Source organism: Rhizobium sp. FG96, assembly GCF_057808655.1.
In genome coordinates this window covers 199,205-212,142 of the sequence record NZ_JBMDIL010000007.1, presented here as the reverse complement: position 1 = coordinate 212,142, position 12,938 = coordinate 199,205, and the positions used below count along the sequence as shown (strand labels likewise).

The 12,938-nt window shown below is 62.6% G+C and carries 13 protein-coding genes; 4 read left to right on the top strand and 9 right to left on the bottom strand.

All coding sequences use genetic code 11. The features are described from left to right. Nucleotides 1–97 precede the first annotated feature (97 nt). The 3 genes from ACODR6_RS16110 to der all read left to right on the top strand — a co-directional run bounded on the left by ACODR6_RS16110 (nucleotide 98) and on the right by der (nucleotide 2,912). The gene (locus tag ACODR6_RS16110; protein WP_489022957.1) at nucleotides 98–694 is read left to right on the top strand and encodes an NnrU family protein; all 597 of its coding nucleotides are present in this window, start codon (nucleotides 98–100) and stop codon (nucleotides 692–694) included. Between the two features lie 100 nt (nucleotides 695–794). After that, nucleotides 795–1,478 (top strand): tetratricopeptide repeat protein, encoded by a 684-nt coding sequence (locus ACODR6_RS16105; protein WP_112719427.1) that lies wholly within the window; start codon nucleotides 795–797, stop codon nucleotides 1,476–1,478. 15 nt (nucleotides 1,479–1,493) lie between these two features. After that, nucleotides 1,494–2,912 carry a ribosome biogenesis GTPase Der gene (gene der, locus ACODR6_RS16100; RefSeq protein ID WP_112719426.1) on the top strand — a complete coding sequence of 473 codons (1,419 nt, stop codon included), beginning with the start codon at nucleotides 1,494–1,496 and terminating at the stop codon, nucleotides 2,910–2,912. A gap of 58 nt (nucleotides 2,913–2,970) precedes the next feature. Here der and ACODR6_RS16095 read toward each other — a convergent pair whose 3' ends face one another. Then, nucleotides 2,971–3,408 carry a MarR family winged helix-turn-helix transcriptional regulator gene (locus ACODR6_RS16095; protein ID WP_112719425.1) on the bottom strand — a complete coding sequence of 146 codons (438 nt, stop codon included), beginning with the start codon at nucleotides 3,406–3,408 and terminating at the stop codon, nucleotides 2,971–2,973. 161 nt (nucleotides 3,409–3,569) lie between these two features. Here ACODR6_RS16095 and ACODR6_RS16090 point away from each other — a divergent pair, with 161 nt between their 5' ends. Continuing rightward, nucleotides 3,570–4,583 carry an alpha/beta hydrolase gene (locus ACODR6_RS16090; RefSeq protein WP_449098690.1) on the top strand — a complete coding sequence of 338 codons (1,014 nt, stop codon included), beginning with the start codon at nucleotides 3,570–3,572 and terminating at the stop codon, nucleotides 4,581–4,583. Nucleotides 4,584–4,589: 6 nt separating this feature from the next. On the opposite strand, the gene ACODR6_RS16085 is transcribed toward ACODR6_RS16090, so the two are convergent. The 8 genes from ACODR6_RS16085 to ACODR6_RS16050 form a co-directional block, all read right to left on the bottom strand. Then, a complete protein-coding gene (locus ACODR6_RS16085; RefSeq protein WP_489022954.1) occupies nucleotides 4,590–5,765 on the bottom strand; it encodes a glycosyltransferase family 4 protein in 1,176 nt (391 codons plus the stop codon). A gap of 132 nt (nucleotides 5,766–5,897) precedes the next feature. Beyond that, a complete protein-coding gene (locus tag ACODR6_RS16080; protein ID WP_130277768.1) occupies nucleotides 5,898–6,809 on the bottom strand; it encodes a sugar kinase in 912 nt (303 codons plus the stop codon). A gap of 145 nt (nucleotides 6,810–6,954) precedes the next feature. Continuing rightward, nucleotides 6,955–7,296 (bottom strand): hypothetical protein, encoded by a 342-nt coding sequence (locus tag ACODR6_RS16075; protein WP_112719421.1) that lies wholly within the window; start codon nucleotides 7,294–7,296, stop codon nucleotides 6,955–6,957. 149 nt (nucleotides 7,297–7,445) lie between these two features. Then, nucleotides 7,446–8,429 carry an ABC transporter ATP-binding protein gene (locus ACODR6_RS16070; protein WP_199627274.1) on the bottom strand — a complete coding sequence of 328 codons (984 nt, stop codon included), beginning with the start codon at nucleotides 8,427–8,429 and terminating at the stop codon, nucleotides 7,446–7,448. Further along, on the bottom strand, nucleotides 8,422–9,426 hold the full coding sequence (locus tag ACODR6_RS16065) for an ABC transporter ATP-binding protein (protein WP_112719419.1): 1,005 nt from the start codon (nucleotides 9,424–9,426) through the stop codon (nucleotides 8,422–8,424). Before ACODR6_RS16065 ends, ACODR6_RS16070 begins: the two co-directional genes overlap by 8 nt. 1 nt (nucleotide 9,427) lies before the next feature. Beyond that, entirely contained in the window at nucleotides 9,428–10,345 is a 918-nt protein-coding gene (locus tag ACODR6_RS16060; RefSeq protein WP_130277771.1) for an ABC transporter permease, read from the bottom strand. Then, on the bottom strand, nucleotides 10,342–11,265 hold the full coding sequence (locus ACODR6_RS16055; RefSeq protein ID WP_112719417.1) for an ABC transporter permease subunit: 924 nt from the start codon (nucleotides 11,263–11,265) through the stop codon (nucleotides 10,342–10,344). The genes ACODR6_RS16060 and ACODR6_RS16055 overlap by 4 nt, the downstream gene beginning before the upstream one ends. 48 nt (nucleotides 11,266–11,313) lie before the next feature. After that, nucleotides 11,314–12,894 (bottom strand): peptide ABC transporter substrate-binding protein, encoded by a 1,581-nt coding sequence (locus tag ACODR6_RS16050; protein WP_199627261.1) that lies wholly within the window; start codon nucleotides 12,892–12,894, stop codon nucleotides 11,314–11,316. Nucleotides 12,895–12,938 lie beyond the last annotated feature (44 nt).

The window sequence follows — 12,938 nt, the reverse complement described above, 5'->3', positions numbered from 1 at the left end:
TTCCTGTTACAGAATTGCGGCGAAGCTGCGGTCTCGCTGGCATTTTTCCCGCCCAGCCGGTATCGAACATTGTTAGTTATCGATCAGGAATTTCATCATGGCTTTGCTTGCCTTAAGTCTTGTTCTCTTTCTCGGCCTTCATCTTATCCGCGTCGTGGTGCCGGGGTTCCGGTTGGCGATGATCGACAAGCTCGGCAAGCCGGTCTGGATCGCCTTCCATTCGATCGCCAGCATTCTGACGCTGGTCTTCGTCGCCTATGCCTTTAAGACCGCGCAGAGCGAGCCGATCGGCATGCTCTACAATCCGCCCGCGGGCATGGCGCATCTGACCGTCACGCTGATGCTTGTCGCCGTCATCTGTTTTGTCGCCGGCTTCCTGCCGGCAGGCCATATCCGGGCAAAGACCAAGCATCCGGTGGTGCTGTCGGTGAAGATCTGGGCGCTCGCCCATCTGCTGTCGAATGGCGAGGCCTATTCGGTCCTGCTGTTTGCGGCGTTTCTTGCCTGGGGCGTCATCCTGCGCATCTCGCTGAAGCGGCGCCTGCGCCGCGGCGAGATCACGCTGCCGGTCTTCGTTTCGGCGAAATACGACCTCTATGCCGTCGTCATCGGCGTCATCGTCTGGGCACTGATGATCTGGCGCGTGCATGAATGGCTGATCGGCGTCGCGCCGCTGCCGATGCTCGCTTCCTGAGGAATCTCAGATATCCCCCTTACATCGGCCGCAAAATGGAGTAGAAGGCCCAACAATATGCGAAAACGCATGAATTGGGCTTTCCCTGCCGGAGACGAGAATGGCATTCAACGACGACAGCTTCATTCGTGAAGTCAATGAGGAACTGCGTTCCGACCAGATGAAGGGCGCATGGCGCCGCTTTGGCCGCTACCTGATCGCGCTCGCCGTCCTGATCGTTCTCGGCACCGTCGGCTACAAGGTCTACCAGTACTGGGATGACAATGCGTCTTCCAGCACCGGCGACCAGTTCCTGGCGGCGATGAAGCTCGCCGACGAGAACAAGAATGACGAGGCGCTCGCCGCTCTCGACAAGCTGGAGAAGGAAGGCCACGGCGCCTATCCGGTTCTCGCCCGCATGCGCGCAGCCACCGTGCTCGCCGCCAAGGGCGACAATGCCGGTGCCGTTGCCGCTTTCCAGACGATCGGCAAGGACCAGTCGGTTCCGGAAGCCGTCCGCAATGCTGCCAAGCTGCGCGCCGGCTGGATGCTGATCGATACCGGCACCTATGACCAGGTCGTTGCCGAGCTGGAAGAAATGGCGATCCCCGCCAACGCCTTCCGCCACTCGGCCCGCGAAGCGCTCGGCATTGCCGCCTACAAGGCCGGCAACATGGCGCAGGCCCGCACCTGGTTCACCCAGATCACCGAAGATGCCGCGAGCCCGCGCAATGTTGCCAACCGCGCGCAGATGATGCTTGATAACATCACTGCGTCTGGCAAGGCGCCTGCCGCACAGGGCTGAGTTTAAGGAAACCTGATGAGCTTTACGGTCGCCATCGTCGGTCGCCCGAATGTCGGCAAGTCGACGCTTTTCAACCGCCTGGTTGGGAAGAAGCTGGCGCTTGTCGATGACACGCCAGGCGTTACCCGCGACCGCCGTCCCGGCGACGCGCGGCTGATGGGCCTGAATTTCACGATCATCGATACCGCCGGTCTCGAAGAGGCCGACGAGGAGAGCCTGCAGGGCCGCATGCGCGCGCAGACGGAAGCGGCCATCGACGAGGCGGATCTTTCGCTTTTCGTCGTCGATGCCAAGACCGGCCTGACGCCCGTCGACAAGGACCTGGCGGAGATGCTGCGCCGTCGCGGCAAGCCGGTCGTACTCGTCGCCAACAAGTCCGAAGCGCGCGGTTCCGACGGCGGCTTCTATGATGCCTTCACGCTCGGCCTCGGCGAACCGACGCCGATCTCGGCCGAACATGGGCAGGGCATGCTCGATCTGCGCGACGCAATCGTCGAAGCGATCGGCAAGGACCGCGCCTATCCGCCGAAGGAAGACGTGGCCGAAACCAATGTCGACGTCCGCCACGAGCTGGAAGAGGACGAAGACTACGAGCCGGAATACGACGATACCAAGCCGCTGCGCGTGGCGATCGTCGGCCGTCCGAATGCCGGCAAGTCGACGCTGATCAACCGTTTCCTCGGCGAGGACCGTCTGCTGACCGGGCCGGAAGCGGGCATCACCCGCGATTCCATCTCGGTCGAATGGGACTGGCGCGGCCGCACCATCAAGATGTTCGATACGGCGGGCATGCGCCGCAAGGCGAAGGTCATCGAGAAGCTGGAGAAGCTTTCGGTTGCCGATACGCTGCGCGCCATTCGCTTTGCCGAACTTGTCGTCATCGTCTTCGATGCGACGATCCCGTTCGAGAAGCAAGACCTGCACATCGTCGATCTGGTGCTGCGCGAGGGACGCGCTGCCGTTCTCGCCTTCAACAAGTGGGACATGATCGAGGATCAGCAGGCGGTGCTTGCCGATCTGCGCGAAAAGACCGACCGGCTGCTGCCGCAGGCTCGTGGAATCCGCGCCGTGCCGATTTCCGGCCAGACCGGCCGCGGCCTCGACAAGCTGATGCAGTCGATCATCGACACCGACAAGGTGTGGAACAAGCGCATCTCGACCGCCAAGCTCAACCGCTGGCTCGAGCAGCAGCAGGTCCAGCATCCGCCGCCCGCCGTCTCCGGCCGCCGCTTGAAGCTCAAGTATATGACGCAGGTCAAGGCCCGCCCGCCGGCCTTCATGATCTCCTGCACGCGCTCTGATGCGCTGCCGGAATCCTACACGCGCTACCTGATCAACAGCCTGCGCGTCGATTTCGACATGCCAAGCGTGCCGATCCGCATTCACTACCGCGAGAAGGAAAACCCCTTCGAGGGGAAGAAGCGGCGGACTTAGGGTCCGCCGTCAGAATTGCAGCACGCAGCCTTTCACCGGGCTGCGGCTTCGCTCGCCGTCAGGCCGCACTCTTGTTCAGTGCATCCCTGAGCGCAATGATCTCGGCCCGCAGCCGTTTCAGCTGATCGAATTCGCTGCCGGTCGCATCGACGATGCAGTTCGGCACCGTTGCCGCCTTGGTTTTCAAGGCCTTGCCCTCATCGCTGAGCCTGATGACGACGACGCGTTCGTCTTCCTTGCTGCGCTCGCGGCGGATGAGGCCGGCGGCTTCCAGGCGCTTCAACAGCGGCGTCAGCGTGCTCGATTCCAGAAACAGCTTGTCGCCGATGCCGCCGACGGTCTGGCCGTCTTCTTCCCATAGCGCCACCATGACCAGATATTGCGGGTAGGTGAGGCCGAGCTCGTCGAGTAGGGGCTTATAGACGCGGTTCATCGCGTGGTTTGCCGTGTACATGGCAAAGCAGATGAAATTTTCGAGTTTCAGGTCGTCACTCATGTGGGCATCTCCAGAACCGGATGAATTTATATCGCGCGATAACTAATCGCAAGCGCTTATTTCGCATGGCGGTTATGCGTCAATTTTGATTGTGAGATAAATAATCGTGCGCGATATAAAAGCCGTGTTCACGACGAACCGCAACCGAAGAGGACAAGACGATGTCGACCATCAAGACCGCACTTTCCGCAGCAACCATCCTGGCAGCCACGACGCTCGGCGCCGCTGCCGACCCGGTTCTGGAGCCGGCGACCCAGAAGTTCATCGATGCGCTGGCTGGTTCCAAGCCGATCTACACACTCTCGCCCGCCGATGCCCGCAACGTGCTGGCCGGCGCTCAGAAAGGTGACGTCAAGAAGCTCGCGGCACAGGAAGAGAACCTGACGATCAAGGCTGGTCCGACCGGCGAGATCAAGCTGCGTATCGTGCGTCCTGCCCATGCCAAGGGCACGCTGCCTGTCGTGATGTATTTCCACGGCGGCGGCTGGGTGCTCGGCGACGCCGATACGCACGACCGGCTGGTCCGCGAGATCGCCAATGGCGCCGATGCCGCTGTTGTTTTCGTCGATTACGAGCGGTCGCCCGAGGCCCGCTATCCCATCGCCATCGAGCAGGCCTATGCGGCGACCAAATATGTCGCCGAGCATGCCAAGCAGTTCAAGGTTGATGCCAGCCGCCTGGCAGTCGCAGGTGACAGCGTTGGCGGCAACATGACGGCTGCGGTGACGCTGATGGCCAAGGAACGCGGTGGTCCCGCCATCGATCAGCAGGTGATGTTCTACCCGGTCACCGACGCGAATTTCGAGACCGGCTCCTACAACCAGTTCGCCAATGGCCCGTGGCTCACCAAGGATGCGATGAAGTGGTTCTGGAACGCCTATCTGCCTGATGAAGCCAAGCGCAAGGAGCCGACCGCTTCGCCGCTACAGGCTTCGCTCGAGCAGCTGAACGGCCTGCCGCCGGCACTGATCATCACCGATGAGAACGACGTGCTGCGCGACGAGGGCGAGGCCTATGGCCGCAAGCTCAGCCAGGCAGGCGTCAGGGTCACGTCGGTCCGCTTCAACGGCACCATCCATGACTTCGTACTGCTGAACGCCATCAGCGAAACACCCGCCGTGCGCGGTGCGATCAAGCTTGCTAGCGATACGCTGCGGGCAGCGCTGCACCAGTAAGCGGCATCAGGCGCCAGATTTCATCGGGCCGGCGGCATCGCCGGCCTTTCTGCGTGGCAGCGTCTTGGCATATTGCCAGGCGCGCTTCCATTTCGGGGCGATGACGCCGTTGGCGGCGCGGATGTTGTTGATGAACTGCTGCGTCGCCGCTTCCCAGGAATAGGTGAGCGCCAGTTCGCGAGCCCTTTCGCGCGAGGCGGAGAGGGCGGCAAGGCAGGCGGCGCGCAGGTCCTCGTCCAATGCGCCAACTTCGCCTTCGTCTCCGATGATGTCGAGCGGACCGGTGACCGGGTAGGCGGCGACGGGGACGCCGGATGCCAGCGCCTCGAGGATCGTGTTGCCGAAGGTGTCGGTCAACGACGGGAAGACGAAGACGTCGGCCTGGGCGTAGATATCGGCCAGTTCAGTGCCGAATTTCAAACCGGTGAAGAGCACGTCGGGATAGCGCTTGGAAAGCTCGGCGCGCGCCGGGCCATCGCCGACGACGACCTTGGAGCCGGGGAGATCGAGATCGAGGAAGGCCGGGAGGTTCTTTTCGAGCGCAACGCGGCCGACGGTCATGAAGACGGGGCGCTGCAGGCCGAAGGGCTTTTCCTCAAGTTCGGCCGGATGGAACTGCGAGGCGTCGATGCCGCGGCTCCAGGGCATCAGGTTACGGATGCCTTTTTCCGAGAGTTCGCGCGCCAGGCTCGGCGTCGCCACCATGCAACCGGCGCCGGAATTGTGGAACCATTTGACGAAGGCATAGAGCCAGCTCTTCGGCAACGGCAGGCGGGCCGAGACATATTCCGGGAAGCGGGTGTGATAGCTGGTGGAGAAGGGCATGCGGTTCTTCAGGCACCAGCGCCGGGCGGTCAGCCCGAGCGGGCCCTCGGTGGCGATGTGGACATAGGATGGCTTGTGCTTTTCGATCTCGCGGGCGACGCGGCGGTAGCTGGTGATCGACAGGCGAATCTCGGGATAGGTCGGGCAGGGAATGCTGTTGAACCGCTCCGGCGTCACCATCGAGACATCGACGCCCATCCGGGCGAGCTCGCGATTGGTGTTCTCGATCGAGCGCACGACGCCATTGACCTGCGGATGCCAGGCATCGGTGACGATGACAAGCCGCTCAGGCACCGCGCCCGGGGCGGCATTCGCCCAGCTCTCGCCGGTCAGGCTCTTCGAAGGATGTTGAAGCATATCCCGTTTCCATCCAGGCCGCCGGCTTCGGCGGACATGACCCCAGGCGGGGACAGCAAGCCGATTCCCGCGTGCCTCCTATTTTGAGGCCTCTCCGTGATGGATTTATTACAGGGCTGTGGACGTGCTCTCTCAGAGCCCGAGCTTGTCCTTCGGCACCAGCGCGCCGTGCTCGCTGACGACGCGGGCCGCGACCTTGGCGGCGAACCGGGCGCTTTGTTCGGCGTCTCTGGTTTCCAGGTACTTGGCCAGGAAGGAGCCGTTGAAGCTGTCGCCGGCGCTGGTCGTGTCGACGACGGTCTCGACCTTTTCGGCGGGGACGAGCGAGCGGTTGCCTTCGAAATCGAGGGTCGCGCCGTCGGCGCCGTTCTTGACGACGATGTTGGGAGCGCCGAGGGCGCGGTAGCGCTGGATCGTCGCCTCGATCGAATCGTCGCCGAAATGCGAGGCCTCGTCGTCGAAGCTCGGCATCACCAGCGTCGAGGAGCGGGCGCCCTCGCTGATGACGGTATGCATCACGTCATAGCTCGACCAGAGGCGCGGGCGGATGTTCGGATCGAAGACAACGAACTTTCCGGCGGCCTTGGCACGGCGGGTTTCGGCGAGCAGCGTGTCGACATCCTCGCGCGGCAGGATGGCAAGCGTGATGCCGGAGAAATAGACGACATCGGAGGCTTCGACCGCCTCGCGCAGGTAATCGGGATCGGCGGCGAGCTGCTTGGCGGCGGAGCTGTCGCGCCAGTAGCTGAAGGAGCGCTCGCCGTTCCTGAGGTTGATCATGTAAAGGCCGGGCGCCTTGCCCTTGATGCGGCGGATATAGGAGGTGCCGATGCCGTGGCTGTCGAAGAAGGCGGCCATCTCGTCGGACATGGCGTCATCGCCGAGTGCGGTGAAATAATCGACGGTCCAGGAGGAGGGCATGCAGGCGCGGGCATACCAGGCGGTGTTCAGCGTATCGCCGGCAAAGCCCTTTCTCAGCAGGCCGTCACCGGCCTGCGACAGCTCCACCATGCATTCACCGATCGAAAGAAAGCGTCCGCTCAAATCAGCCTCCCGGAAATCTCAAGCGTCTGCTGCTTACGCGCAGCGGACCGGGGTGGCAAGCCATCCCTGGGGTGGCAAGCGCACAGAACGCGCAAACGGCCCGCTTTGAGCGGGCCGTCCGTATTCTCTCGCGTCTTCTCGGGGCTTAGCCGATTTCCGGGCAACCGCGGCGGTTGGCGAAGGTGATGCGGTCCGGGCCGCCGCGCGTCCAGCCGCGGACGGTGACGCTGCGATCTGTGACGCGGACCACTTCGGCGCGGCGGAAGCCGGCGTCGCGGGCGGCGTAGACGGCCTCGCGCGGGCTGCAGCCGCGGCGGAAATCGCGGTCGCCATAGCGGTCGCGATCCCTGTCACGGTCGTAGATGCGCACACCATCGGGGCCGATGCGGAACTGGACGTCCTGCGCCTGCGCAAAGCTGACGGGCAGCGCGACGCTGCCGAGGGTGAGAGCCAGCGCCAGGCCAGCATTGGAGATGAGTTTCAGCATGTTTTCCTCCATTTCGGAGCCCTACCAAGACCCGGAACATGTCGTTTTACGGAGGAGGAACTGCCCCGGAGCGAAAAATGTTCCGCTCCGGGGCATGCACTGGAGCATGCCGCGTGTTGCGCGCAGCAGCCGCCAGGGCGGACGCGATATCAGCGATCCATGTGGTAGCAGGCGGCCGTCTGGTTCGGCCGGACCTGCTCTGTCGGCGGCATTTCCGTGCGACAGATGTCGGTCGCCTTCCAGCAGCGGGGCGAGAAGACGCAGCCCTTCGGCGGGTTCAGCGGCGAGGGCGGATCGCCCTGCAGCAGGATGCGCTTGCGCTGGCGGGCAAGCTTCGGATCCGGGATCGGAGCAGCCGAGAACAGCGCCTGCGTATAGGGATGCGCCGGGTTTTCGAACACCGTGGCGCAATCGCCGGCTTCGACCACCTTGCCGAGATAGAGCACCAGCACGTCATCGGAGATCAAGCGCACGACCGAGAGGTCATGGCTGATGAAGATCAGCGTCAGGCCAAACTCCTTGCGCAGCTTGCGCAGCAGCGTGATGACCTGGCCCTGGATCGACACGTCGAGGGCCGAGACCGGCTCGTCGCAGATGATCAGCTTCGGCTTGGTGACGACGGCGCGGGCAATGCCGATACGCTGCGCCTGGCCGCCCGAAAACTCGTGCGGGTAGCGGTTGATCATTTCCGGCACGAGGCCGACGGCACTCATGATCTCGCGGACGCGCTCCAGGCGCTGGGCCTTGGAGAGCTTCGGCTCGAACACGGTCAGCGGTTCGGCGATGATATCGCCCACCGTCATGCGCGGATCGAGCGAGGCGATCGGATCCTGGAAGATGATCTGCATGTCGCGGCGTGCGGCGCGCATTTCTTCTTCGGAGAGATCGAGCAGGTTGCGGCCCTGCCAGAGGATGCGGCCCTTCTGGGAGGTGAGCAGGCGCAGGATCGAGCGGCCGAGCGTGGACTTGCCACAACCGGATTCGCCGACGATGCCGAGCGTACGGCCTTCCTTGAGGTCGAAGCTCACATTGTTGACCGCCGTCAGCATGACAGGCGGCTTGAAGAAGCCCTTGGCGGGCAGTTCGAACTGGGTCGTCAGGTTCTCGACCCGGAGCAGGGAACGGTCAGCCATGGATCATCAGCTCCTCGCGGCGCGGGAAGGGGTGGAAGCAGGCGGCGCAATGGCGCGGCGCCAGCGTTTCGAGCGACGGCGGGCGATCGATGCAATCGTCCTGGACCTGGGAACAGCGCGGCGAGAAATTGCAGCCCTTCGGCAGATGCTGCAGGTTCGGCGGCCGGCCGGGGATGACGACGAGATCGTCGACATCCTGATCCGGACGGGGGATCGAGGCGTGCAGTGCCGCGGTATAGGGATGCGCCGGGTTTTCGAAGAGTTCGTCGACCGGGGCTTCCTCGACGATGCGGCCGGCATACATGACGGCGACGCGATCTGCGAGGCCGGCAACGACGCCGAGATCGTGGGTGATCATCACCAGCGCCGTATTCATCTCCGAGGTCAGATCGTTGAAGAGATCGAGGATCTGCGCCTGGATGGTGACGTCGAGCGCGGTCGTCGGTTCGTCGGCGATCAGGAGCTTCGGTTTGGTCAGGAGCGCCATGGCGATGACGATGCGCTGGCGCATACCGCCGGAGAGCTCGTGCGGATAGAGATTGAAGCGCCTGGTCGGATCAGGAATGCCGACACGCTTCAGCATGTCGAGCGCTTCGGCTGAGGCCGCACGCGCCGTGTAGCCGCGATGAACCTCAAGCTGTTCCGTCAGTTGCCGGGAAATCCTTAGAGACGGATTCAAGGCGGTCATCGGGTCCTGGAAGACCATGGCCATGTCCTTGCCGCGGACATGATCGAGCTCCTTCGGCTTCAGCGCCAGGACGTCCTTGCCCTCGAGCAGCGCCTGGCCGGTGGTGCGGCCGTTCTTGGCGAGCAGGCCCATGACGCCGAGGAAAGTCTGGCTCTTGCCGGAACCGGATTCGCCGACGATCGCGACGCGTTCGCCGCGCTTGATCGTCAGGTTCATGCCGGAGACGGCCTTCACCTGTCCGTCGGGGGTCTCGAAGGTGATCGAATAGTCTTTCAGTTCGAGAAGGGTTTCTTGTGGTTGCTGGGACATGTCAGCGATCCTTCGGGTCGAACGCATCGCGCAGGCCATCGCCGATGAACAGCAGGCTGAGCAGCAGGGCGACGAGGAAGCAGGCCGGGAAGATCAGCAGCCATGGCATGCTTTCCATGGCATCGGTGCCTTCCGCAATCAGCGTGCCGAGCGAGGTCAGCGGCTCCTGAACGCCGAAGCCGAGATAGGAGAGGAAGCTCTCCGTGGCGATGATTTCGGGGACGGTGAGGGCCGCGAAGATCACGACCGGGCCGATCAGGTTCGGGATGATGTGCTTGATGATGATCTTGAGCGGCCGCTGGCCGGAGGCGCGCGCCGCCTCGATGAACTCGCGGTGCTTGATCGACAGCGTCTGGCCGCGAACGATACGGGCCATGGTCAGCCATTCGAGCGCGCCGATCGCTGCAAAGAGCAGGTAGACGTTGCGGCCGAAGATGACCATCAGCAGGATGACGAAGAGGATGTAGGGGAAGGCGTACATGATGTCGACGAAGCGCATCATGATCGAATCCAGCCGTCCGCCGATATAGCCGGAGATGGCGCCGTAGAGCACGCCGATGACGACGGAGACCAGCGTGGCGGTGAAGGCGACGGCAAGCGAGATGCGGGTGCCGTAAAGCACGCGTGCCAGCAAGTCGCGGCCATTCGGGTCGGTGCCGAAATAGTGGCCGGTTTCGAAGGACGGCGGGATGCGGAAGGCTGCCCAGTCCGGATCTTCGTAGTTGTAGGGAATGAACCACGGGCCGGCGAAAGCGACGAGGATCAGGAGGACGAGGACGACGATCGAGACGACCGCGGCCTTGTTGCGCGACAGGCGGCGCAACGCATCCCTGGTGAGCGAGCGCCCCTCGGGCGCAAGGCCTTCGGCCTCCAGCAGCTCGGCTGCCAGCAATTCGCGTTTGGCAGGATTGAGGATCATCGGTTTCTCACTTTCGGATCGAGCCACGCATAGGCGATGTCGACGAGAAGGTTCAAAAAGACGATCAGCACCATGTAGAAGATGACCGTGCCGAGAACCATGCCGTAGTCGCGATTGAGCGCTGCGTTGATGAAATAGCGGCCGATGCCGGGCAGTCCGAAGACGCTTTCGACAACCAGCGAGCCGGTGAGAAGATAACTGGCCGCCGGGCCGAGATAGGAGACGACGGGCATCATGGCGGGCTTCAGCGCATGGCGCATGATCGTCAGGCGCGGGCCGATGCCCTTGGCCTTGGCGGTACGAATATAATTCTGGCCCATCACCTCGATCATCGAACCGCGGGTGATGCGCGAGATGCGCCCCGCATGCGGCAGCGCCAGCACGACGACGGGCAGGACGAGGAATTTCAGCGAGCCGTCACCCCAGCCGCCGACCGGAAGCCAGGCGAGATGGATGCCGAAGACCAGCTGCAGGATCGGCGCGATCAGGAAGTTCGGCAGAACGACGCCTACCAGGATCAGGGCGCCCAGAATGTAATCCGGCGTCTTGTTCTGATAGAGCGCCCCAAGACAGCCGACGAAGACGCCGACGATGATGGCGACGAGGAAGGCAGCGGTGCCGATGGTGAAGGTATAGGGCAGGCCGATCATGATCTGCTGCGCGACGGTGAAGTCTTCGCTGGCAAATGACGGGCCGAGGTCGCCTCTCAGGAGGTCGCCCACATAGATGAGGTACTGCTGAACCAGCGGCTTATCCAGATTGTAGTGGACGGCCAGGTTCTTCAGGATCACCGGCGGCAATGGCCTTTCGCCATCGAAGGGGCCGCCGGGGGCAAGGCGCAAAACGAAAAAGCAGGCTGTGACGGCGATCCACAGGACGGGGATCGTCGACAGCAATCGACGGAGTGCATATTTGATCATGATCGTGAACCGGCCCCTTCCGCCAGGAGCGGAAGGGGCCGTTTTCCCTTATTCTTTCATCGACAGCCAGCGTGTGCGGTGGATGTCCTGGACGTTGTCGACGAAGCCCTCGATCTTGGGCGAAACGACGTTCTTGGAAACGTAATAGTAGATCGGCAGCGCGGCGGAATCATCCAGCGCGATCTGCTCGGCCTTCTTGAACATTTCGGCACGCTTGGTGAGATCGGTCTGGGCGTTGCCGTCCTTGATCAGCTTGTCGTATTCCGGGTTCGACCAGCGGCCGTAGTTCATCTGGACGCCTGTCACGAGCAGGTTCAGGAAGTTGTCCGGATCGTTATAGTCAGCGAGCCAGCCGGCACGGCCGATCTGCACTTCGCCGCGCTGCAGCTGGTCGTAATGGACCTTGGTTTCGGCATTGACGAGCTCGACATTGACGCCCAGCGGCTTCCACATGGAGGCGATCGCCACGGCGATGCGCTTGTGGTTGTCGTTGGTGTTGTACTTGAGCTCGGCGGTCAGCGGATGATCCGGGCCGAAGCCTGCTTCCTTGAGCAGCTTCTTGGCTTCCTCGACCTTGTCCTTGTAGGGCATGTCCTTCCAGGAGACGTATGCCGGATCGCCGTAATTCGCCGTGCCCGGCGGAACCCAGGAATAGGCCGGCAGTTCGCCGGTGCCGAGGATCTGCGGGCCGATGACTTCGCGGTTGATCGCCATGGACAGAGCCTGGCGGACGCGCTTGTCGCTGAAGGGCGGCTTCTGCGAATTGATGACGTAGTAGTAGAGACCCGAGAACGGGGCGACGTGCGCCTGGCCCGGCAGGTTCTTCTTCATCCACTCGTACTGGTCGGTCGGGAAGTCGGTCAGGATGTCGAATTCGCCAGCGCGGTAGCGCTTCAGCGCGGCTTCCTGGTCTTCGAGAACGAAGAACTTGGCGCCATCGATCTTCAGGTCCTTGGCACCGTAATACTGGTCGTTCTTGACGGTGGTGACGTGCGAACCCGGAACCCATTCGGTCGGCTTATAGGGGCCGTTGGTGACGATGTTGCCGATCTTCACCCAGTCGGCGCCCTTGGCTTCCACCACATGCTTCGGCAGTGGATAGGCCGTGTAGTGCATCAGCGCGTTGATGAAGTAGGGGGTCGGGTTTTCGAGAGTGATCTCGAGGGTCTTGTCGTCGATTGCCTTGACGCCGAGCTGGTTGAGATCGGTGATCTCGCCCTTGTTGATCTTTTCGGCGTTCTTGATGGTGAACTGCAGATAGGCGTAGTCGGCGGCGTTCTTCGGGTCGACGAGGCGCTGGAAGGCGAAGACGAAGTCTCCGGCCGTTACCGGCTGGCCATCGGACCACTTGATGCCGTCACGAAGCTTGAAGGTGTAGACCTTGCCGTCGTCGGAGACTTTCCAGCTTTCGGCCTGGCCGGGAATCGGATTGTCCTTGGCGTCTTCGGTCACAAGACCTTCGAAAATGTCGCCGGCGATACGGTTTTCCCAGTCGCCGGAGAGCTTCTGCGGGTCGAGCGACGTCGGGTCGCCGCCGTTATGGATGTTGATCGTGGCCGCGTGGGCCGAGAAAGCCAGCAATGTGCCAAACATTGCAGAGGCTAGAATTTTTTTCGTTATATGGTTCATGGTTGGGCCACCTTTCCAGGCTTTGTCGCCTGTTTTTAGTCATT

Bases quoted from the DNA above. Each gene is read 5' to 3' on its own strand.
- ACODR6_RS16065 (WP_112719419.1), bottom strand. From the start codon at position 9,426: ATGTCCCAGCAACCACAAGAAACCCTTCTCGAACTGAAAGACTATTCG.
- ACODR6_RS16055 (WP_112719417.1), bottom strand. From the start codon at position 11,265: ATGATCAAATATGCACTCCGTCGATTGCTGTCGACGATCCCCGTCCTG.
- ACODR6_RS16110 (WP_489022957.1), top strand. From the start codon at position 98: ATGGCTTTGCTTGCCTTAAGTCTTGTTCTCTTTCTCGGCCTTCATCTT.
- ACODR6_RS16050 (WP_199627261.1), bottom strand. From the start codon at position 12,894: ATGAACCATATAACGAAAAAAATTCTAGCCTCTGCAATGTTTGGCACA.
- der (WP_112719426.1), top strand. From the start codon at position 1,494: ATGAGCTTTACGGTCGCCATCGTCGGTCGCCCGAATGTCGGCAAGTCG.
- ACODR6_RS16105 (WP_112719427.1), top strand. From the start codon at position 795: ATGGCATTCAACGACGACAGCTTCATTCGTGAAGTCAATGAGGAACTG.
- ACODR6_RS16095 (WP_112719425.1), bottom strand. From the start codon at position 3,408: ATGAGTGACGACCTGAAACTCGAAAATTTCATCTGCTTTGCCATGTAC.
- ACODR6_RS16075 (WP_112719421.1), bottom strand. From the start codon at position 7,296: ATGCTGAAACTCATCTCCAATGCTGGCCTGGCGCTGGCTCTCACCCTC.
- ACODR6_RS16085 (WP_489022954.1), bottom strand. From the start codon at position 5,765: ATGCTTCAACATCCTTCGAAGAGCCTGACCGGCGAGAGCTGGGCGAAT.
- ACODR6_RS16070 (WP_199627274.1), bottom strand. From the start codon at position 8,429: ATGGCTGACCGTTCCCTGCTCCGGGTCGAGAACCTGACGACCCAGTTC.
- ACODR6_RS16090 (WP_449098690.1), top strand. From the start codon at position 3,570: ATGTCGACCATCAAGACCGCACTTTCCGCAGCAACCATCCTGGCAGCC.
- ACODR6_RS16060 (WP_130277771.1), bottom strand. From the start codon at position 10,345: ATGATCCTCAATCCTGCCAAACGCGAATTGCTGGCAGCCGAGCTGCTG.